19 protein-coding genes are annotated in these 18928 nt (G+C 67.1%); 9 read left to right on the forward strand and 10 right to left on the reverse strand.

Features of this window, described 5'->3' with window-relative positions:
* Positions 1-43 precede the first annotated feature (43 nt).
* Positions 44-574 (reverse strand): hypothetical protein, encoded by a 531-nt coding sequence (locus QRT08_RS07825; RefSeq protein WP_286045379.1) that lies wholly within the window; start codon positions 572-574, stop codon positions 44-46.
* Between the two features lie 110 nt (positions 575-684).
* Entirely contained in the window at positions 685-1110 is a 426-nt protein-coding gene (locus QRT08_RS07830; protein WP_286045380.1) for a bis(5'-nucleosyl)-tetraphosphatase, read from the reverse strand.
* A gap of 100 nt (positions 1111-1210) precedes the next feature.
* On the opposite strand from QRT08_RS07830, the gene QRT08_RS07835 reads away from it, so the two are divergent.
* From QRT08_RS07835 to QRT08_RS07845, 3 genes are read left to right on the forward strand one after another with little or no spacing between them, the layout of a single operon-like run.
* Positions 1211-2287, forward strand: coding sequence for a sugar-transfer associated ATP-grasp domain-containing protein (locus QRT08_RS07835; protein ID WP_286045381.1), 1077 nt, complete (start codon positions 1211-1213; stop codon positions 2285-2287).
* 51 nt (positions 2288-2338) lie between these two features.
* Positions 2339-2665 carry an uS10/mL48 family ribosomal protein gene (locus QRT08_RS07840; RefSeq protein WP_286045382.1) on the forward strand — a complete coding sequence of 109 codons (327 nt, stop codon included), beginning with the start codon at positions 2339-2341 and terminating at the stop codon, positions 2663-2665.
* Between the two features lie 30 nt (positions 2666-2695).
* Positions 2696-3967 (forward strand): amidohydrolase, encoded by a 1272-nt coding sequence (locus tag QRT08_RS07845; RefSeq protein ID WP_286045383.1) that lies wholly within the window; start codon positions 2696-2698, stop codon positions 3965-3967.
* A 47-nt stretch (positions 3968-4014) separates the two neighbouring features.
* Here the strand turns inward: QRT08_RS07845 and QRT08_RS07850 are convergent, their stop codons facing one another.
* Positions 4015-4539, reverse strand: coding sequence for a type 1 glutamine amidotransferase domain-containing protein (locus tag QRT08_RS07850; RefSeq protein WP_286045384.1), 525 nt, complete (start codon positions 4537-4539; stop codon positions 4015-4017).
* Positions 4540-4696: 157 nt separating this feature from the next.
* On the opposite strand from QRT08_RS07850, the gene arcD reads away from it, so the two are divergent.
* Complete coding sequence (gene arcD / locus QRT08_RS07855; RefSeq protein ID WP_286045385.1) at positions 4697-6169, forward strand: arginine/ornithine antiporter ArcD; 1473 nt, start codon at positions 4697-4699, stop codon at positions 6167-6169.
* Between the two features lie 141 nt (positions 6170-6310).
* On the opposite strand, the gene QRT08_RS07860 is transcribed toward arcD, so the two are convergent.
* The gene (locus QRT08_RS07860) at positions 6311-7729 is read right to left on the reverse strand and encodes a geranylgeranyl reductase family protein (RefSeq protein WP_286045386.1); all 1419 of its coding nucleotides are present in this window, start codon (positions 7727-7729) and stop codon (positions 6311-6313) included.
* 111 nt (positions 7730-7840) lie between these two features.
* Between QRT08_RS07860 and QRT08_RS07865 the strand changes: the two genes are divergently transcribed.
* Positions 7841-8191: a 2Fe-2S iron-sulfur cluster-binding protein gene (locus QRT08_RS07865; protein WP_286045387.1), complete on the forward strand. Its 351-nt coding sequence runs from the start codon at positions 7841-7843 to the stop codon at positions 8189-8191.
* Here the strand turns inward: QRT08_RS07865 and QRT08_RS07870 are convergent.
* The gene (locus QRT08_RS07870; protein WP_286045388.1) at positions 8188-8658 is read right to left on the reverse strand and encodes a hypothetical protein; all 471 of its coding nucleotides are present in this window, start codon (positions 8656-8658) and stop codon (positions 8188-8190) included. The two genes, QRT08_RS07865 and QRT08_RS07870, sit on opposite strands and share 4 nt — an antisense overlap.
* A gap of 96 nt (positions 8659-8754) precedes the next feature.
* Between QRT08_RS07870 and QRT08_RS07875 the strand changes: the two genes are divergently transcribed.
* Positions 8755-9261, forward strand: a complete 507-nt coding sequence (locus QRT08_RS07875; RefSeq protein ID WP_286045389.1) for an MOSC domain-containing protein — start codon at positions 8755-8757, stop codon at positions 9259-9261.
* On the opposite strand, the gene QRT08_RS07880 is transcribed toward QRT08_RS07875, so the two are convergent.
* Both QRT08_RS07880 and QRT08_RS07885 read right to left on the reverse strand, forming a co-directional pair.
* On the reverse strand, positions 9258-10217 hold the full coding sequence (locus QRT08_RS07880) for an acetamidase/formamidase family protein (protein WP_286045390.1): 960 nt from the start codon (positions 10215-10217) through the stop codon (positions 9258-9260). The genes QRT08_RS07875 and QRT08_RS07880 overlap by 4 nt on opposite strands.
* 375 nt (positions 10218-10592) lie before the next feature.
* Positions 10593-11831: a mandelate racemase/muconate lactonizing enzyme family protein gene (locus QRT08_RS07885; protein WP_286045391.1), complete on the reverse strand. Its 1239-nt coding sequence runs from the start codon at positions 11829-11831 to the stop codon at positions 10593-10595.
* 77 nt (positions 11832-11908) lie between these two features.
* Between QRT08_RS07885 and QRT08_RS07890 the strand changes: the two genes are divergently transcribed.
* Positions 11909-13060 (forward strand): mandelate racemase/muconate lactonizing enzyme family protein, encoded by a 1152-nt coding sequence (locus tag QRT08_RS07890; protein ID WP_286045392.1) that lies wholly within the window; start codon positions 11909-11911, stop codon positions 13058-13060.
* Positions 13061-13100: 40 nt separating this feature from the next.
* Positions 13101-13553 carry a pyridoxamine 5'-phosphate oxidase family protein gene (locus tag QRT08_RS07895; protein WP_286045393.1) on the forward strand — a complete coding sequence of 151 codons (453 nt, stop codon included), beginning with the start codon at positions 13101-13103 and terminating at the stop codon, positions 13551-13553.
* Here QRT08_RS07895 and QRT08_RS07900 read toward each other — a convergent pair.
* Together QRT08_RS07900 and QRT08_RS07905 are read right to left on the reverse strand one after the other, a co-directional pair.
* Positions 13548-14444 (reverse strand): dihydrodipicolinate synthase family protein, encoded by an 897-nt coding sequence (locus QRT08_RS07900; RefSeq protein ID WP_286045394.1) that lies wholly within the window; start codon positions 14442-14444, stop codon positions 13548-13550. The genes QRT08_RS07895 and QRT08_RS07900 overlap by 6 nt on opposite strands.
* A 24-nt stretch (positions 14445-14468) precedes the next feature.
* Positions 14469-16199, reverse strand: coding sequence for an asparagine synthetase B family protein (locus QRT08_RS07905; RefSeq protein WP_286045395.1), 1731 nt, complete (start codon positions 16197-16199; stop codon positions 14469-14471).
* A 283-nt stretch (positions 16200-16482) separates the two neighbouring features.
* On the opposite strand from QRT08_RS07905, the gene QRT08_RS07910 reads away from it, so the two are divergent.
* Positions 16483-17625 carry an MBL fold metallo-hydrolase gene (locus tag QRT08_RS07910; protein WP_286045396.1) on the forward strand — a complete coding sequence of 381 codons (1143 nt, stop codon included), beginning with the start codon at positions 16483-16485 and terminating at the stop codon, positions 17623-17625.
* Here QRT08_RS07910 and QRT08_RS07915 read toward each other — a convergent pair.
* Entirely contained in the window at positions 17622-18860 is a 1239-nt protein-coding gene (locus QRT08_RS07915; RefSeq protein WP_286045397.1) for an HAD family hydrolase, read from the reverse strand. The genes QRT08_RS07910 and QRT08_RS07915 overlap by 4 nt on opposite strands.
* Positions 18861-18928 lie beyond the last annotated feature (68 nt).

Below are 18928 nucleotides of genomic sequence, written 5' to 3' on the forward strand. Positions count from 1 at the left end.
CCGAGGGATCGGCCCCGACCGGCCTAAGTCGTTCGAACCCGGCCTACCCGTCGCGGTCGATGTCCGCACCGTCGGTGTCCCCGTCGGAGCCGTCGGTGTCGGAGTCGTCCCCGTCGCTGTCCCGGTCGATACCATCGTGATCACGGTCCGGACCGTCCGTGTCCCGATCGATCCCGTCACTACTCCGGTCGGGGCCGTCCCCGTCGGCGCCATCGGCGTCGGCGTCGGAATCCGAACCGTCGGCGTCCGCGTCGTGATCGGTGCCAGCGACCGGACGCGGGCGCTCCCGGGATCGGCCCGCGTCCTCGGATCGCTCGGCGTCGTCGCGGTCATCGGGGTCCACAGGCTCCCCGCCGAGGTCGCGCCCGGTCGCGTAGAGGACCACGGGCGGGAACACGTAGGAGGCGATGGCCAACCACGCGAACGCGGGGTCGATGAAGATCAACAGGCCGAAGGCGGTCAGCGCCGCCGTCGCCGCCGCGTGGATCGCCGTGGTCGTATAGCGCCGATAGTACGCCCAGAAGCCACGGGTTCGTTCCGCGATCGGTGTCCCTGAATCGGTTCGGGCGGTCATCGGATCGCCCGCCGAGGAGGTGTCATGGGAACGCTACGCCATCCGCACGTTTCAGCGCTCGTCTTGCAAGCCGGCGGCTGTGCGGAGTCGGCGGCTCCGCTCGCCGGGGGTCAGTAGCCGTTCTCGTCGAGGAAGCGATGCGCGTCCTCGAGGATGTCCCGGGGGCCGTCCTGCGTGATGGTGTTGACCGCCTGCTCGTAGTCGCGCCACTGGAGGTCGCGGTGTTCCGTCGAGAGCTCCGCCGACGCCTCGAACGACTTGGCGATGAACAGGTGGACCGTCTTGTGGATCGTCTGGCCGTTGGCCTGGAAGACGTAGTCGTACTCGTCGCGAAAGCCGTCGATGAGCCTGAAGTCGTCGATCCCGGCCTCCTCTTTCACTTCGCGTATCGCGGTCTGTTGGAGCTCCTCCTCGCCCTCGACCCCGCCCTTGGGGAACTCCCAGTCCCCCGGGCGGCTCTTGAGGAGGAGGTACTCGCGCCGTCCACGCGTATCCCGAAAGAGGATCGCGCCGGCGCTCGTCGCATCTACCGTCATTACCGTTCCTACCCCGCCGATAGTTAAGAGAATATCGGAGTCCGGACCCACGAGGGACGACCAGACGAAGAACTAAACCCCGTGACGCGGACGTGGGCGTATGCTCGTCTCCCCGAAGGACGTCTACCACACGCTCCGACAGCTCCGGTCGCTCGCAGAGGTCGAACGCGAGAGCTTCGAGTTCACGTCGCTGTCGCCCTCGGAACGGGCGTGGTACTGGCGGCGGGGCTTTCTGAGCCGATCGGCCGTCCTCTACGACTTCGAGACCTACGGCCACGAGGACTACCTCACCGACTACCAGCGCTACGTCCGGACCCGAGGAATCAACGGCCGCTTCGGCTACGCGCTCGACAACAAGCTCATGCTGTACGGCCTCCTGAGCGGCTTCTCCGATCGCCTGCCCGACCTCCACGGGATCATCAGCGACGGCACGTTCCGCTCGATCTCGATGGCGGGCGAGCGCGGCCCGACCCGCTCCGCGATCCGGTGGGCCGAGGACCTCGACGCGGGCGAGACGGTCGTCGTGAAGTGGGTGATCGGCGGGGGCGGCCACAGCGTCCTGTTGCTCACGCGCACCGACGATGGCTACCGGATCAACGGCGAGCGCGTCTCGCGGGGCGACCTCCGCGAGCGCTTCGAGGGGATGGACGACTACATCGTCACGGGCTTTTCCGAGCAGGCCGACTACGCCGACGCGTTCTACTCCGAGTCGACCAACACCGTCCGGGCGGTGACGATGTGGGACGTCGAACGCGACGAACCGTTCCTCGCGCGGGCGATCCACCGGATCGGGACGAGTAGTACAAAGCCGATGGACAACTGGTCGCAGGGCGCGCTCGGCGCGCTGATCGACCCCGAGACGGGCAAACTCGGCGAGGCCGTGACCTACCCCGAGAACGGCGAGCGCACGTGGCGCACGAGTCACCCCGACACGGGGGCGCGAGTCGCGGGCGTCGAGATCCCCGACTGGGAGGCGATCCGGGAGGGGCTGCTCGACGTCGCGGATTCGGTGCCGTACCTCCCGTACGTCGGGTGGGACCTGGTGGTGACGGACGAGGGCGAGTTCGAGATCATCGAGGCGAACAACTACCCCGGCGTGAAGTCGCTTCAGGTCCACGGGCCGCTGTGTGCCGACGAGCGCGTCGAACGGTTCTATCGCGAACACGGCGTGCGGTGATTCGGTCGACTTTTGATGCCTGCGTGCGTCAGGAGTCGGTAGAACCCAGCCATGACCTTCGTCACGAAACTCACGCTCCAGAGCGGGGACCGGGCGGTCCTCGACCGGGTCGTCGGGGAGATCGCAGACTTCGTCGAGCGAAAGGGCGCGGAGATGAAGGGGCCCCATCCGAGCCCCCCCGAGACGCTTCGCGTCCCGCAGCACAAACGAACTACGGGAGGAGAGACGTTCGGCTCGTGGTCCTACACCGTCTATACGCGCACCATCGAGATCGTCGGCCACGACGAGGTCGCCCGGCGGGTGACGGACCGCGACCTGCCGGCGGGCGTCCACCTCGGCGTCGAGGTCGAGCAGATCCGCCCGCTCGGATCGACCTGAATTAAGTAGCCGCCGCCCTTTCCCGCGGACATGAGCACGGACCACCTGATCGAGATCAGGCGCGACCTGCATCGCCACCCCGAACCCGCGTGGCGCGAGTTCTACACCACCTGCCGCATCGTCGAGGAGCTGGAGCGGATCGGCGTCTCCGACCTCTACGTCGGACGCGAGGCGATCGCCACGGACGAACGGCTGGCCGTCCCCGACTCCGCGGAACTCGTCGAGTGGTTCCAACAGGCCCGAGAGGCGGGCGCGAAGGAGGACATCCTCGAACGCCTCGACGGCGGCTACACGGGCTGTGTCGCCGTGGTCGAGCAGGGGGAGGGCCCCACGGTCGGCCTCCGGGTGGACATCGACGGCCTGCTCCGGGAAGAGAGCCGGGCCGACGAGCACGTCCCCGTCGTGGAGGGCTTTCGCTCCGAACACGAGGGCGCGATGCACGCCTGCGGGCACGACGCCCACGCGACCATCGGGCTGGGCGTGATCGAGGCGATCAAGGAAAGCGACTTCGAGGGCACCCTCAAGGTGTTCTTCCAGCCCGGCGAGGAGATGATCGCCGGGGGCAAGGCGATGGCAAAGAGCAGCCACCTCGCCGACGTCGAGTATCTCCTCGCGCTCCACATCGGCCTCGACCACCCCACCGGCGAGGTCGTCGCCGGAATCGACGACTTCCTGGCAGTCTCGCACCTCCACGCGGAGTTCTCCGGCGAACCCGCCCACGCCGGCGCGGAACCCGACGCCGGCGAGAACGCGGTCCAGGCGATGGCGACGGCGGTGAGCAACCTCTACGCGATCCCCCGGCACCACGACGGCGCGACCCGAGTGAATGCGGGCCAGGTCGGCGGCGGCACCGCCTCGAACATCATCCCCGAGCACGCCTACATCGAGGGCGAGGTGCGCGGCCAGACGACCGAACTCATGGAGTACATGCGCGAGCGCGCCGAGCGCGTGCTCGAAAACGCCGCGGAGATGCACGGCTGTGAGGTCTCGGTGGAGACGCGCGGCGAGGCCCCGAGCGCGAGGAGCGACGACACGCTGGTCGAGGTCGTCGGCGCGGTCGCACGCACCACGCCGGGCGTCGAGACGGTCCTCGATCGGGACGCGCTGGGCGGCAGCGAGGACGCGACCTACCTCATGCAGGAGGTCCAGAAAAACGGCGGGTATGCGAACTACGTCGGGATCGGTACGGACCACCCCGGCGGCCACCACACCGCGACGTTCGACGTCGACGAGGAGAGCATCGGTATCGGGATCGACGTGATCAGCCGCTCGATCACCGAGATCGCGGCGACCCGTCCATAGCTTCCGACGGTCACGGACGGCTCTCGGACACCGGGATCACCGCGAGGTCAGTCGGCCGCCGCGGGCTGGACCTCGACCCGCTCGAGAACCGCCGAGAGCCACGCCGGCAGGTCGTCGGGGTAGCGCGCGGTGATGAGGTTCTCGTCGACGACGCACTCCTCGTCCCTGAAGGTCGCGCCGGCGTTCTCGATGTCGACCCGGATCGACCAGTAGCCGGTGACCTCCCGGCCCTCGAGGACGTCGGCGCTGATCAGCAACTGGGCACCGTGACAGACCGACGCGATGGGCTTTCCGGCGTCGTCGAACTCCCGGACGAGATCGACCGCCTCCTCGGCCTCCAATCGGAGGTCCTCGGGGGCGTGCCCGCCCGGCACGACCAGTAGGTCGTACTCGTCTTCGCTCGCGTCCGAAATCGCGAGGTCGGCGTCCATCTCCTCGCCGATCTTGCCCGTGACGCTCTCACTGTCGGGCGTGGCGAGTGCGACGTCGAGGCCGGCCTCCTGAAGCCGGTAGTACGGGTAGGTCAGTTCGCTGTCCTCGAACCCGTCGGTGGTGACGATGAGCGCCTTCATAGCGCGTTCACCTACGGCCGCCAGCCACGAAACGAGCGCCACAGCCATCGCACCGTCTTTATATACCCGTGCCACCGAGTCGCCCGTTCGCACGCCTCAATATCACCGTCGTTTATCTTTGAATGGGTATTTATTCCTCGAAGGCATAGCGCACTCGATGGCAGAGATGGGCTTCATGCCGCGTTCGTACGAGGACATTCCCGCCGAGCGCCGTCCGTCGATGGGGCAGGCGCTCGTCCCGGTGATCGGGATGATCGCCTTCCTCCTGATCGGGTCGGTCGGCTTCGGGCTCGACCCGCACATGCCGCTTCTGTGGGGCTGCGTTCTTACTGGTCTGGTGGGTCGGTACTGGCTGGGATATACGTGGGACGAGCTCTTCTCGGGGATCGCAGACAGCCTGCTGATGGGCATCCAGGCGATCCTCATCCTGTTCGTGATCTACATGCTGATCCCGACGTGGATCGGTTCGGGGACCATTCCGGGGCTGATCTACTACGGGCTTGAACTGCTCACACCCGCGGTCTTCCTGCCGGCGACCGCGCTGATCACGACCGTCTCGGCCTTTTCGATCGGCTCGTCGTGGACCACCGCCGCGACGCTCGGGGTCGCGCTCATGGGGATCGGACAGGGGTTAGGTGTCCCCGCGCCGATGACCGCCGGCGCGGTGCTGACGGGCGCGTACACCGGCGACAAGATCACGCCGCTTTCCGATACGACGAACCTCGCCGCGGCGGTCACGAGCACCGACCTGATGGAACACGTAAACACCATGCGCGTGGGCACCGGCCTCGCGCTGGGGATCGCGCTGGTCGCCTACTCGATCCTCGGCCTGCGGATCTCCGGGGCCATCCCAGTAGAGCAGGTCGAGACCATCCAGTCGGGGATCCTCGCGGGCTACGAGGTCAATCCCCTCGTGTTCCTCCCGCTCGTGATCACGTTCGGGCTGGCGCTCGTGGGCTATCCGGCGCTCCCGGCGCTGGTCGCGGGGGTCTTCGCGGGCGTCGGGACCATGCTGCTCGTTCAAGGGGTTGGGTTCGCCGAGGCGTGGCAGATCGCCCAGTCGGGGACCGCCCCGGAAACGGGGACGGCGCTGGTCGACGACCTGCTCGCGAGCGACGGGCTGAACGGCTCGGCGTGGACGGTCTCGATCGTCGTCGTCGCGCTCTCGCTCGGCGGGCTGCTCGAACGGACCGGAACGTTGGCCGCGCTGGCCAAGGGAATCGAGGGGTTCATCCACGGCGTCGCGGGGCTGACGGTCAGTACGGGCGTCTCGGCGTTCGCGATGAACGGGCTCGCGGGCCAGCAGTACATGAGCATCGTCATCCCGGCGATGACCTTTCGAGGAGTTTACGAGGAGTTCGGACTGGAGAGCAAGAACCTCTCGCGGGCGGTCGAGGCCGCCGGCACCACCACGAGCGTGCTGATCCCGTGGAACGCCGGCGGCGCATTCATGACCGCGACCCTCGGCGTCTCGCCGCTCGCCTACGGTCCCTACTACTTTCTGGGGTTTCTCTCGCCGGCGATCCTCGTGGTCATGGGGCTCACGGGGTGGAAGATCACCTACAAGGACGATGAAAACCCCGACGGGAGCGGCCCGCCGCCGAAACAGGCACCCGCCGACGGGGACTGAGCCGTCGAACGAATCGATTGGCGGCTGACCGCGAGCGTCTCCGGCGCTCGCGGAGCGGTTTTTAGTGCAGGTTTTTCGAGAAGTGGTACCCGCAGCGCGCCGAAGGCGCGCAAGGATACCCGACGAGTAAAAAGGTGGGGGTTAGTACTTCGCTTCCGCGCCGGTCGTCTCGTAGATCCGGTCCATGATCGCGTCGCGCTCGCGTTGCCAGCCCGCGAGCGCCGAGGGTCGGTCCGGGTAGCGCTCGTAGTGGTCGAGCAGTTCGTCCGCGAGGCGCTTCGTCCGGTAGAAGTCGAGGATCGTCCCCCAGTGGCCGAAGCTGCCGATCGCGGCCTTGAGCTTGAGCTTCAGCCCGAAGTCCGTACTCCCCGAGTACAACGCTTCGGCGAGGTTCTCGCCGGGAAGGGAGACGAGCAGGCTCGTGAGATCGGAGACGTCGACCGCGGTCGCCATGACGTTGTAGACGTCGAGGGCGGCGTAACGCCCGCCGTAGTGGTCCATCACGCGCTCGTTGTAGTCCCAGAGCGCCGCCTCGCCGGTGTCGCCCGACTCGATCGCCCGAATGGCCTGCTCGCCCGCGTACTCGCCGGCGTAGGCCGCCCCCGCGATCCCTCCTCCCGTGGTCGGGTTGACGTGGCCCGCGGCGTCGCCGACCGCCATGAACCCCGGCGCGACCGCCGAATCGTAGGGCCGTCTCGTGGGGAGCGCGGCCCCGAGTTTGTCCGTCACCCTCGCGCCCTCGAACTCCGGGCGCTCGCGCAGGTCGCGTTTGAGGTCCTCGACCAACTCCATCGGCTCCTCGTTCATCTGGAAGCCGAGTCCGGCGTTGATCTCGGTGCCCGTCCGCGGGAAATACCAGAGGTATCCGGCGGCGCGTTTGGTCGGCTTGAAGACGAGCGCGTCCTTCCACTCGACCTCCTGTTCGACGTGGACGATTTCTCTGTATGCGGAACAGAACTGCGAGTAGGTGACGTTCGTGTCGAACGTGGTATCGGCGAGGTCGGCCTTGTCCTGCAGGATCGAGAGCGCCCCGGCCCCGTCGATCGTGATCCCGGCCTCGACGGTCAGGGGCTCGCCCTTCCGGCGGGCCTTCAGCCCCGTGACCCGGTTCCCGTCCTGGATCACGTCCTGGACGACGGTGTCGTAGCAGAACTCCGCACCGGCCTCGTCGGCCCCCTCGATGATCGCCCTCCCGTACTCCCAGCGGTCGATCACCGCGAGCTCTCCGGGAACGGGAATCTCGAGGACGGTGTCGTGTTCCGGGAGTTCGAACCGGCCGTGATCGACCTCGGTGTTGGTCATCGCCCGGTCGAGTTTCGAGCGGGGGATCGCGTCGGGGAACTCGCCCGCGCCCTTGAGGGCGTCCCCGCAGGCGATGTGGCCCGCCTCCTCTCTCGTCTTTCGTTCGAGGACGAGGACGTCGTAGCCCTCGCTCGCGATCGTCGCCGCCGCGTAACAGCCCGCCGTGCCGGCCCCGACGACGGCGACGTCAACGGACCTCGAAGCGGTCCGTTTACCCGCCGAGGATTCCCCGTCGCCGTCGACCTCGCGTGCAGTCATGTGCCCCTTTGTCCCCGCAACCGGGAAAACGCTTTAGGTCGGATTCGGTCGTTCCGTCGCCGACACGACGGGAGATAAAGCGTTTTGGACGAGTTGACTGTAGGGGTGGCTATGGCCACCTACACCGTCGAGTTCGTCGGCACCGACGAGACGATCGAGGTCACGGACAAACAGACGGTCCTCTCGCGGTGCATCGAGGAGGGGATCGCCCAGGAGTACTCCTGTCGGGTGGGGATGTGTCTGGCGTGTACCGCCGAGATCGTCGAGGGCGAGGTGACCCAGCCCGCCGCGCGCGGCCTCACCGAGGAGGAAGCCGAGGGGTTCGCGCTGACGTGTATGGCCCGCCCGCAGTCGGACCTGAAACTCGACCGCGGGAAGTACCCCCCGAGCATCGCCGTCGACGAATGCGCGAACCACACCGTCAACGGGTCGGGATCGGGCCCCGCCGCTGCCGACGATTAGTCGTTCTCGCGCCGTCTGATCGCCGCGACCGTGTTCTGGACGTACTTGATCGCCGTCGCGATCGCCATCAACCCGCCCATCAGTTCCTGTTGGCTCGCGCCGTCCGAGTAGACCCGGTGTTCGAACTGGATCGAGTCGACGTTCGGGAACTCCGTCGAGGTTTCCTCCTCGTCGAGGAAGGTGTAGAAGCCGGGCGTCGCGGCGAAGACGGGGCCGATGCGGGCGAGCAGTTCGTATCGCTGCTCGGGGTCGGCGATCACCGCCGCGGTGCGCTCGGTGTCGAACGCCGCCCGTCCGACGATTCTGAGGGGGCCCCACGTGTCCTCCTTGATGACGTTGAGCGGGATGTGCGAGAGGCGACACTGGACGCTGAACTCCGCGGCGTTCTCGGTGGTCCGCTCGACGTCCCGGACGACGCGGTCGTCGAGCCACTTCTCGACCTGCTCTGCGCTGATGTCGTCGACCATGCTGGGCCCTTCGCGGGCCGACACTAAAGGCTCGATCCTGCACCTGCCGGTCCTCGGGGGGTGAAGGGCTATCCCGCCACGGGTCGTAGGTCGACCATGCCACGGGTCGAGCAACTGTTCATCGCGCGGGAGGACTCCGCCCCGATGGAGCCCCTCGAAGGGATCGAGGCAGTCGAGGGCGGACTGGAGGGGGATCGCTACCGGACGGGCAAGGGCTACTACTCGCCGTTCGACGTCTGTGAGGTGACGCTGATCGAGGGCGAGGCGATCGACGAAATAGTAGAGGAGTTCGACATCGACCTCTCCGACGGGAGACACCGCCGCAATATCGTCACCCGCGGGGTCGAGGTCCACGACCTGCTGGGGGCGACCTTTTCCGTCGGCGAGGCGGTCCTCCGGGGCACGCGCCCGCGCCCGCCGTGTGCCCACGTCGAGCGGGTCGCCGGCGAGGACGGGGTCGCCCGCGCGCTGAAGAACGGACGCGGCGGGGTCTGTGCGAACGTCGTCGAACCCGGTTCGATCGGGGTGGGCGACGAGATCGAAGTGCTCGAAGAGGACGCCCGGACGGTGGGCCGGAAGATCGCCGACAGACTGGGCCTCTAGGGGAAGATGCTCTCGGGGACGAACGCGGTGACCGTCCAGTTCGGGGCGTCGACCACCTCGCTGATCTTGAGGTCGACCGCCGCGGAACAGAGGATGTACGCCTCCTCGCGGGTGAGGTCGCGCTCGCTCACGAGGTGGTCGATCATGTGTAAGACCGCCTTCTTCGTCGCGTCCATCAGGTCGTCGCTGATCCCCGTCGTGCCGTACATCGGCTCGTCCTCGCCGGTGGCGGTAAAGGGGCCCGTCGTCTCCAGCCGGGGCTGGGCGAAGCCGGCGTCCTTCTTCAGGTCGAACCGGGCGGTGACGAACATCGGCGCCTCTATTCCAGTCACACAGACCTCGCCGTCGCCCTGCGCGACGTGGCAGTCGCCCGTCGAGAACAGCGCCCCTTCGACCTCAACGGGGAGGTAGACCGTCGAACCCGCGGTCATCTGTTTGACGTCCATGTTCCCGCCGACGTCTCTGGGGGGAAGGGTGTCGTGTTCGCCCGCCGAGGCGGGCGCGTTGCCGATCGTCCCCGGGAACATGTCGACGGGGATCTCGATGCCGTCGACGAACTCCGCCGTCTCGCCCTCCAGATCCCAGACGTACAGTCCCGCCTCGTCGAACTCCTCGGGGAGCAGGCCGAGACCCATCTCGCCGGGCATGAATCCCGTAAACCCCCAGCCCTTGTGCTCGAAATCGAGGAGTTCGACGACCAGCGCGTCGCCCGGTTCCGCGCCCTCGATTTCGACGGGCCCCGTCAGCGGGTGGACCGGGTCGAAACTGGCGTTCGCGAGGTCCTCAACCCCCGAATCGGGTCCGACCTGTCCGTCGAGGGCGTCCCGACACTCGAAGCGGACGACCTCGCCGGGTTCGACCGTCAGAACGGGGTCGAGGTCGTTGTCCCAGGCGTTGTGGATGTTCTCGTCCGCGTCGCTCAGTTCGTGGTCGATCTCGTAGTCGTCAGGTGTCATGACAACGGGTTCCACGCGCGGACGGGCGATAAAGTCACGTGTGGCGGCGAGTAGACCGGAGGGGTCGTAGTGGACACCGTCTCGGGTGAGGACCTGCCCTTCCCCGCCCCGCGAACGAAATCGCCGAGAGTGGCGATTCCGTTCGCGCCGGCCACCGCACCGCTCTGGGACACTGGAGCGCTACGCCGCGTCGAACGGTGCAAAAGCGGTTTGCTGGCTTGACGAGGCCTCAGGCCTCGTCGAACACCGTGGAGCGAAGCTCCACGAGCTTGACTTCGCTTCGCTCAGTCAAACAGCACGGATCAGCGATCCGTTGGCTTGATTTCGCTTCGCTCAGTCAAACACTACTGAGCAAGCTCAGTAAGCTCGACGAAGCTACGCTTCGTCGAACAACTCCTCACCCGAAACCATGTACTCGGAGACGGTATCGAGGTCGAGCGTGAGGCCGAGTCCCGGCTCCTCGGGAATCTCGATATACCCGTCCTCGATGACGCTCTCCTCGACGAGGTCTTCCCACCAGCCCAACTGGTAGGAGTGGAACTCGACCGCCAACGAGTTGGGGATCGCACTCGCGACGTGGGCGCTCGCCATCGTCGCCACGGGCGAGGAAACGTTGTGCATCGCGATCGGCATGTAGTAGGTGTCGGCGAGGTCCGCGATCTTGCGGGTCTCGCGCATCCCGCCCACTTTGGGCAGGTCGGGCGCGAGAATGTCGACGGCCTGCTGGTCGACCAGGCGGCGCTGGCCGTGCTTGCGATAGACGTTCTCGCCGGCGGCGATCGGCGTCGACGTGCTCTGGGTGACCTCACGCTGGACGTCGTGGTTCTCCGGGGGGACGGGGTCCTCGAGCCACCAGATCGGGTACTCCTCCAATCGGGCGGCCAGTCGTTTGGCGCTCCCGCCGGTGAACGACCAGTGACAGTCGAAGGCGACGTCCGCCCGGTCGCCGACGCGGTCGGTGACGGCCTCGACGATGTTCACCTTGTGGTCGATTTCTCGATCACTGAGGTGGCGGTTCGCGCGGTCCTTCTCGTGGCCGCTGGGCACGTCGAGGTCGAACTTCAGGGCGTCGTAGCCGAGTTCCTCGACGACGCGTTCGGCCTCGGCGGCGTTGGAGTCGGGTTCGCTCTCGTCGCCCGCGTGACAGTCACAGTAGACCCGCACCTCGTCGCGGTACTTGCCCCCGAGGAGCTGGTAGGCGGGCACGTCGAGGATCTTCCCCGCCAGATCGTGCAGCGCGATCTCGATGCCCGAAACGGCGGTGACGGTCACGCCCGCGATCGAGCCCTCGCCAGACATCTTCTGGATGAGGTGCTCGTAGAGCCGGTCGATATCGAGCGGGTTCTCCCCGACGAGAAACGGCGTCATCCGGTCGATCAGTTCGGGAACACCCGCCCCCCAGTAGGCCTCGCCCGTGCCGACGATGCCGGCGTCGGTGTAGATCCTGACGAGGGTCCACGGGAAGTTCCCGTCGACCATCGTGGTCTGGACGTCGGTGATCGAGACGTCGCGCCCGCCGCCCCGTTTCGCGGCCAGTCCCATCGTATCAGACGAAAGCTCCCGCATCGTGTACTCGGCGTTGGGGTCGTGCAGTTGTCGGTAGTCACGAACCATACTCGGAGTGGCCCCCTCAGCGTGAAAACGATGTGGGATTCGAAATCGGTATTACGATTCGAAGAAAGGCTCCAGTCATGAAGATTACAGAGGTCGAGACGTTCGTCGTCGACGCCGACTGGCGCAACTGGTTCTTCGTCCAGGTCCACACCGACGAGGGGATCAGCGGCGTCGGGGAAGCCCTCTCCGGCGAGGGGCTGACCGCCGCGCTCGAAGCCACCGCTGATGCGCACAAGCACTACCTCATCGGCGAGGACCCGCTGAACCGAAAGGCGATCAACCGCCGGCTCACGCGCGATCCGTTCGCGTGGCGCGCGGGCAAACTCATCAACGCCGTCGCCAACGCCTTCGACATCGCGCTGCTGGACATCGCGGGCAAGCACTACGGCGAGCCCGTCTGGAAGCTGCTCGGCGGGAAGATTCACGACGAGATCCCCGTCTACGCCAACGGCTGGCACATCGGCGAGCGTTCCCCCGAGAACTACGCCCACCACGCCGAGAAAGCCGTCGAGGAACAGGAGTACCCCGCGCTGAAGTGCGACCCCTTCGCCCACTACGAGTACTCCCTCACCGACGACCAGATCGGGGAGGTCGCCGACCTGCTCGAGGCGGTCCGCGAGGCCGTCGGCTGGGACGTCGGCATCGCGCTCGACTGTCACGGCCGGTTCTCGCGGCGCGGGGCGATCGAGGTCGCGAACGGACTGGAGGAGTACGACATCATGTTCCTCGAGGAGCCCGTCGAACTCGAAGACAGGCAGGTGATGGCCGAGATCACCAAGCAGGTGAACATGCCCGTCGCGACCGGCGAGCGCATCTACAACAACGAGACGATGGCCGACCTGATCCGCACGCAGGCGTGTGATATCGTCCAGCCCGACGTCACCAACTACGGCAGCATCCAGGCGCTCCAGCACGCCGCCGAGATGGCGAAATCCCGCTACATGACCTTCGCGCCGCACAACCCCAACGCGGGCGTCTCGACGGCCGCGGCGCTCCACCTGTGTGCCGGCATCGAAAATCTGGAAGTGCTCGAACACATGAGCCGGGACGTCCCGTGGGGCGACGAGATCGTCAAACACGACTTCGAAGTGAGCGACGGCACCCTCGAGGTGCCCGACGAACCGGGGCTGGGCGTCGAGTTCGACGCCGAGGCCGCCCGCGAGCACCCCGGCGAACAGAAGGACAGCCACAGCCTCTTCGACGCCGAGGGCGCGCTCAAGCGGCCGTAGGGAGTCGTAGTTTCAAGGGGGCGGCGCGCCGACCCAGTGTATGGAACTCGTCGAAGACACGCTGGCGGTCGATCTCGACACCTTCCTCGCCCGACCGCTCTTTTGTTTCCTCGCGACCAGTTCTCCCGACGGTCCCAGAGTGTCGCCGCTGTGGTACCTCTGGGAGGACGACGCGGTCTGGATCGCCGTCAACCCCGACCTGAAGAGCTATCCGGGGCGGATCGAATCGGATCCTCGGACCGCGCTCGCGGTCGTCGACTTCGACGCTTCTCGAGGATTGGTCCAACACGTCGGGATGCGCGGGGAGGCGAGCGTCGAGGCGTTCGACTCCGGGAGAGCGAAACGGCTGTTCCGGCGGTATCTCGGCCCCGAGGAGGGGTGGGACGGACGGTTTCACGCCGTCTTCGAGCGGAGCGATCGCTATCGGCTCGTCCGGTTCGAACCCGAGACCGTCGTCGCGCGCGATCAGACGTACGCGCCGGGCGGGTTATAGCAGGTCGAGGTCCTCGAGGTCGGCGACCATCGCCTCCTCGCTCTCGGCGTCCATCGTCCGGAGGGGGCTGCGGAGCGGGCCGGCCTCGAAGCCGACGTGGGGAAGCGCGCTCTTGACGCCGGCCATGTACGCGCCGTACTTGATCGCATCGCGCACGTCGTAGACGTCGCTCTGGAGTTCGCGAGCGCGCTCTTCCTCGCCGGCGTCGTAGGCCTCGTAGAGGTCGACGACGAGTTCGGGAAAGACGTTCGCGACGGCGCTGACCATGCCGGAGCAACCGATCTCGAGGCCGGGGAACAGCAGCGAGTCGGATCCTGCAAGAAAGGTCAGTTCGGGGTGGGCGTCGATCGCCTGGGCGAGCCACGGGACGTCCTTGCTCGAGTCCTTGACCCCCGCGACGTTCCCGATCTCCGCGAGCGCATCCAGCGTCTCGAGCGAGAGGGCGTTGCCCGTCTTGCTGGGGATGTGGTAGATATAGATGGGAAGGTCCACCGCCTCCGCCACGCGCCGGTAGTGATTGATGGCGGCCTCGCCATCCAGCGGGTAGTAGTAGGGCGTGACGACGACGAGGCCGTCCGCGCCGACGGATTCGGCGTGTTCTGCGGCCTCGACGGACTCGTGGGTGCTCGGCGCACCCACGCCCGCGATCACGGGGACCTCGTCGATCTCCTCCGTGACGGCCTCGATCACGCCCTTTCGTTCCGCGCCGGTCAGCAGGGGAAACTCGCCGTTGGTGCCGAGCGGGAAGACGCCGTGTGCGCCGCCGTCGACGACGTAGCGCGCGTGGTCAGCGGTCCGTTCGTAGTCGACCTCCTCCTCGTCGTCGAAGACGGTGATCGTCGGCGGGATCACGCCCGACAGCGCCAGTAGATCGTCCGAGCCGGTGTGCATACCGAAGGGTCGCCGGGCAGCCTCTTAATGACTGGCGGTCTCCCCGCGGAGGACGAAGCGACGCGACGCGGGCGGGCGGACGACCTCCTCGGGCGTGATCGCCCCCTCGCCCGCGAGCGCCGTGAGCCACGTCTCGACGTCGTGGATCCGGAGTTTGAGGCGGACGGAACAGGAGTGGAGTTCGGGCGCATCGGGCAGCAGCGTCCGATCGAGGTCGTACTCGCGGTACAGCGACCGGCGATCCGGCCACGGGCTATCGAACGCCGGGAACGGGAGCGGGAGGTTGCGCCGGCAGAACCCCTCGATCTGGTTGAGGATCGAACTCGTCCGCGGGCGGTCCGGCGGCCGGTAGCGAAGCACGTGCGGGTCGAGGCGCTGGATCGCCGCGAGGAACGTCTCGGTGCTCCGGTACTCGGGCGGGGTCGAGAGGTGCCAGTCGATCAGTTCGCTGTCGGCACAGACGAACGACTCGGTGAACTGATCGGCGAGGTGTGTCCGGAAGGACTTCGAGGGGAGGTTCTTGATCCCGAACACGCTGGGGAGGTCGTGCTCGCGCGTACAGCGCGCGCGACAGCGATCGAGTTCGCGTTCGAGGCGCTCTTCGAGGTGGCGCTGGGGCTCGTCGACGTACTCGGCGAGCAACGCGGGGCTCTCGGGCATGATCCCGAGTTTCCGGTCGGTGAGAAAGTCGATCGCGTCGGGCTCCTCGGCGAGCGGCGAGAGCTTCACCGACTTGCCGAACGCGCCGACGCGCTTCTTCTGGACGAAGAACTCCTTCAACAGCGAGTCGATCGCCCAGCCGTGGTACATCACGTCGGCGTCGGCGATTCGCTCGACGCCGCGCTGGTGGATGTGGATCGACTCGCCGATCCCGTTGGTGTAGCGAACCGTGTCGATGTCGGTGGCGAAATAGGAGCCGTCGACGCCCAGCGTCCGATGGGTCGCGCCGTACTGCCTCGCGAGTTTCCTCGCGACCCGGATCTCCGAGGAGTCCTCGGTTCCGACCGTGTAACAGCACTCGATGTCGGGGATCGCCGCGAGCAGCGTCCGCGAGTCGTAGCCCGCGCCGAGGAGGAGCCCCTTGGTTCCCCGGAGGTCCGCCCGCCGCGAGAGCGCTCGCCTCATCCGCGCCGCGAGTTCGCCCGCGTAGTCGAACTCCCGAGGGTGGTAGACGAACCGGTCGAGTTCTTCGGTGGCGTCCGCACGGAGGACGCCGTCGAACGGCGTCCGCGAGACTTCCTCGAAGAGCGTCCGCTCGTCGAGGACGACGCTGAGGTGGGCGAGTTCGAGCAGCGAGTCGGGGTCGAGCGACAGTTCCGATCCCACGCGACAGACGCGCGCCGCGTCGGTGCCGAAGGCGCGCGGACCGGCGACGTCGGTGTAGAAACACTCCCACGACCGGATCGGGTCCGTGTAGACCGCCGCCTCGACCCCGTCGGTGACCGCGACGAGGTACGAGCCGTTGAGCGCCGACAGCGCGTTCGCCCCCGACTCGCGGTAGCGCTCGAGCAGCCACCGGGCGGGCCGGTCGACGCCGTCGGACGTGTAGACCTCCCCCCAGACGACACAGCAGCCCGCGTCGTCCTCGTAGGCCCCGCTCCGGTGGGGAGCGCCCAGGTCGGGGTCCCGGATTCCGACGGTGAGCGACTCGGTAGAACACACCCGGTCGAACGACTCCGCCTCGCACACGTCGGCGAACGCGTCGGCGCCGCCGAACACCCCGAACAGTTCCTTGTTCATCATGTCAGATCCCACGATCGCCCCTCCCGCTGCCGGCCTCCGTGGAGGCGTGTCTCCCGAAGGCAGATAAGTATTCTAGAAACACGATTCGACCTGCAGGACATCGGTTCGGGTGGTACTAGCGGGCATAGCTCCCGTCCGGCGGTATCGACGTCGGTCACCGCCTCCTCGGTATCGAGGAACGTTCATGTGACTACACGTATAGACCATCATACACTATCGGAGTATCTGTAGTTTGCGGCCGAGCGGGCGGGGTTTCGACCGCCAACGGTATCCGTTCCATCGACGTACTTCCCCTATGACACGCGAGATCGGCGCCGAGCGCGTCGAGCGGATGTGGCGTGCGGGCGAGGCGTTCACGCTCGTCGACACCCGCCCCGAGGAGAGCTTCGAGGCGTGGCACATGCCGGGGGCGGTGAACTTCACCTTCGGCAAGGAGGAGTCGCTCGACGGGGAACGAGCGGCGGAGTTCGACCGCGAGGTGGACGGCGATCGGCCCATCGTCACTGTCTGTGCGAAGGGGATCTCCTCCCACAACTTCGCCGACGAACTCGCCACGGCGGGCTACGAGGACGTGGCCGTGATCGACGGCGGGATGGAGGCCTGGAGCGCCGTCTACGACGTGGTGCCGATCGCCTTCGATTCGGTCGAGGTCGTCCAGATCCAGCGCCGCGCGAAGGGCTGTCTGGGCTACCTGGTCTGCGATCCCGGGACGCGGGAGGCGGCGGTCGTCGACGCCACGCGCCACACCGAGGAGTTCCGCGGGGCCGCGCGCGAGCGCGAGTACGAGATCACCGCCGTCCTCGATACGCACGTCCACGCCGACCACGTCTCGGGCGGGCGCGACCTCGCCTCGGAACTCGACGTACCCTACTACCTCGGCGAGCGCGCCCGCGAGCGCGGACTGGAGTACGAATACACCCCCCTCGAACGCAACGAGGTCCTTCCGATAGGCGACGTCGACCTCAAGGCGCTCTCGACGCCGGGCCACACGAGCGAGATGGTGAACTACCTCGTGGGGGATACGGCGCTTCTGAGCGCCGACACGCTGTTCGTCGACGGCACCGGACGGACGGAACTCGAGTTCAGCGAGGACGCCGGCGAGGCGGGTGCGCGCATGCAACACGGGTCGATCCACCGGACCCTGCTGGCCGAACCCGACTCCATCACCGTTCTTCCGGGTCACGTCACCGTCACCAGCGAGGGCGAGTTCGAGGGCGGGCGGCCGGGCGAGGCGATCCGCGCGACGGTCGGGGGACTCAGGACCGGATTGGAAGTACTTGACCTCGACGAGGAGGCGTTCGTCGAGCGCAGTCTCGAAACCCTCCCGGAGAAGCCACCGAACTACGAGCGGGTGATCGACGTCAACCGGGGGAAGGAGACCGTCGAGGACGAGGAGGCGACCGAACTCGAACTCGGGCCGAACAACTGTAGCGCCTAGTCGAGCGCCGCGAGCCGGTTGAGCGCGTAGGCGGTCCGCAGCATGTCGGCGCTGCGCCCCCGGTCGAAGACGAGGTCGTCGGCCCCCCGCACGAACTCGAGGACGTCCGCCGAGGCGTGTTCGGGCGCGGCCCCGATTCCGGACCTCTCCCCGGCGACCCACTCCATCACCCGGAGGTCGCTCTTCGAGTCGCCCATCACGAGCGCGAAGGGGTCGTCGATCCCCAGCACGGAGAAGGCGGCCTCGACACCGACTACCTTGTTGAGCTCTAGAGAACCGATCTCGGCGGCGTCGCCCTCGTAGTAGGCGACGTCGATCCGCTCGAAGAACGCCTCGACGTCGTCGGGGATCGCCCCGGGATCGGGGATCGAGCCGGCGTCGTCGAGGACTGCCCGGATCTCGGGATCGCTCTCGGCGTAGAAGGCGCGCGAGAACTCGCGGACGTCGGCGGGTTCCCGGTCGGTCGTCCCGGCGACCGCCTCCCCCAGGAGATCGAGTTCGTAGACGAGCGCGTCGTCGATGATCCCCACCGCCTTCTCCGACCCGATCTCGAAGTTGGGCTTCATCGTGACGTTGAACTCGTTGCCCTGCAGGTGGCAGCCCCGCCGCAGGTCCTCGGGTGCCTCGCGAAGCACCCGTGACCGGAGGTGATCGAAGATCGAGACGATCTCCTCCTCCAGGTCCTCGTAGAGCAAGTGTTTGGTGTCGGCGCCGTGGCCCGGCGTGAACACGCCGGTGCCGGCCTCGTAGACGATCGAGAGGTCCCCCGAGTGGACGAGTTCGCTGCCGAGCCCCTGAATCATGAAGCCCTTGACGTTCTCCAGGGTTTGGCCCGTACAGATCACGATCGGGATGCCGGCCTCGTGGAACTCCGTCAGCAGCGAGAGCGTCTCGCGGGGGATCTCGTTGTCGGTCTCCCCCGCCGACCGAAGCGTCTCGTCGACGTCGAGGACGAGGACGTTCACCGCCCGATCGTACTTCGAGTGGAGATCGAGCGCCGTAAACGCCTGCTGGCGGGTCGCGTGGGCCGCGATCTCCGCGAACGCTTCGCCGTCGACGAAGGCGCGCTCGATCGCCGACTTCCGCCGGTCGAGTTCGTCGCTCGCCTCCTCCCAGTGTTCGAGCGCGACCCGCGAGGCGACGGGTGGAAACAGCTCGACGAAATCCTGATACGCGCGCAGGGTGTCGACGGGGAACGCCTCGTAGAGGCGGTACAACTGATCGTATCGTTTCATATCCCGGATGCTCCCCCGAACGACAAAAGCGTGGGTATCGCTGGGTCGGCACGTCCCGGGCAGGACTG

It is taken from the genome of Halalkalicoccus sp. NIPERK01, assembly GCF_030287405.1.
Classification (GTDB): domain Archaea; phylum Halobacteriota; class Halobacteria; order Halobacteriales; family Halalkalicoccaceae; genus Halalkalicoccus.

Excerpts from the sequence above, each read along its gene's own strand:
- QRT08_RS07850 (WP_286045384.1), bottom strand. The coding sequence starts at position 4,539 with ATGAAGGCGCTCATCGTCACCACCGACGGGTTCGAGGACAGCGAACTG.
- QRT08_RS07865 (WP_286045387.1), top strand. The coding sequence starts at position 7,841 with ATGGCCACCTACACCGTCGAGTTCGTCGGCACCGACGAGACGATCGAG.
- QRT08_RS07885 (WP_286045391.1), bottom strand. The coding sequence starts at position 11,831 with ATGGTTCGTGACTACCGACAACTGCACGACCCCAACGCCGAGTACACG.
- QRT08_RS07830 (WP_286045380.1), bottom strand. The coding sequence starts at position 1,110 with ATGACGGTAGATGCGACGAGCGCCGGCGCGATCCTCTTTCGGGATACG.
- QRT08_RS07910 (WP_286045396.1), top strand. The coding sequence starts at position 16,483 with ATGACACGCGAGATCGGCGCCGAGCGCGTCGAGCGGATGTGGCGTGCG.
- QRT08_RS07825 (WP_286045379.1), bottom strand. The coding sequence starts at position 574 with ATGACCGCCCGAACCGATTCAGGGACACCGATCGCGGAACGAACCCGT.
- QRT08_RS07840 (WP_286045382.1), top strand. The coding sequence starts at position 2,339 with ATGACCTTCGTCACGAAACTCACGCTCCAGAGCGGGGACCGGGCGGTC.
- QRT08_RS07880 (WP_286045390.1), bottom strand. The coding sequence starts at position 10,217 with ATGACACCTGACGACTACGAGATCGACCACGAACTGAGCGACGCGGAC.
- QRT08_RS07915 (WP_286045397.1), bottom strand. The coding sequence starts at position 18,860 with ATGAAACGATACGATCAGTTGTACCGCCTCTACGAGGCGTTCCCCGTC.
- QRT08_RS07860 (WP_286045386.1), bottom strand. The coding sequence starts at position 7,729 with ATGACTGCACGCGAGGTCGACGGCGACGGGGAATCCTCGGCGGGTAAA.
- QRT08_RS07895 (WP_286045393.1), top strand. The coding sequence starts at position 13,101 with ATGGAACTCGTCGAAGACACGCTGGCGGTCGATCTCGACACCTTCCTC.
- QRT08_RS07875 (WP_286045389.1), top strand. The coding sequence starts at position 8,755 with ATGCCACGGGTCGAGCAACTGTTCATCGCGCGGGAGGACTCCGCCCCG.
- QRT08_RS07890 (WP_286045392.1), top strand. The coding sequence starts at position 11,909 with ATGAAGATTACAGAGGTCGAGACGTTCGTCGTCGACGCCGACTGGCGC.
- arcD (WP_286045385.1), top strand. The coding sequence starts at position 4,697 with ATGGCAGAGATGGGCTTCATGCCGCGTTCGTACGAGGACATTCCCGCC.
- QRT08_RS07870 (WP_286045388.1), bottom strand. The coding sequence starts at position 8,658 with ATGGTCGACGACATCAGCGCAGAGCAGGTCGAGAAGTGGCTCGACGAC.
- QRT08_RS07900 (WP_286045394.1), bottom strand. The coding sequence starts at position 14,444 with ATGCACACCGGCTCGGACGATCTACTGGCGCTGTCGGGCGTGATCCCG.
- QRT08_RS07835 (WP_286045381.1), top strand. The coding sequence starts at position 1,211 with ATGCTCGTCTCCCCGAAGGACGTCTACCACACGCTCCGACAGCTCCGG.
- QRT08_RS07845 (WP_286045383.1), top strand. The coding sequence starts at position 2,696 with ATGAGCACGGACCACCTGATCGAGATCAGGCGCGACCTGCATCGCCAC.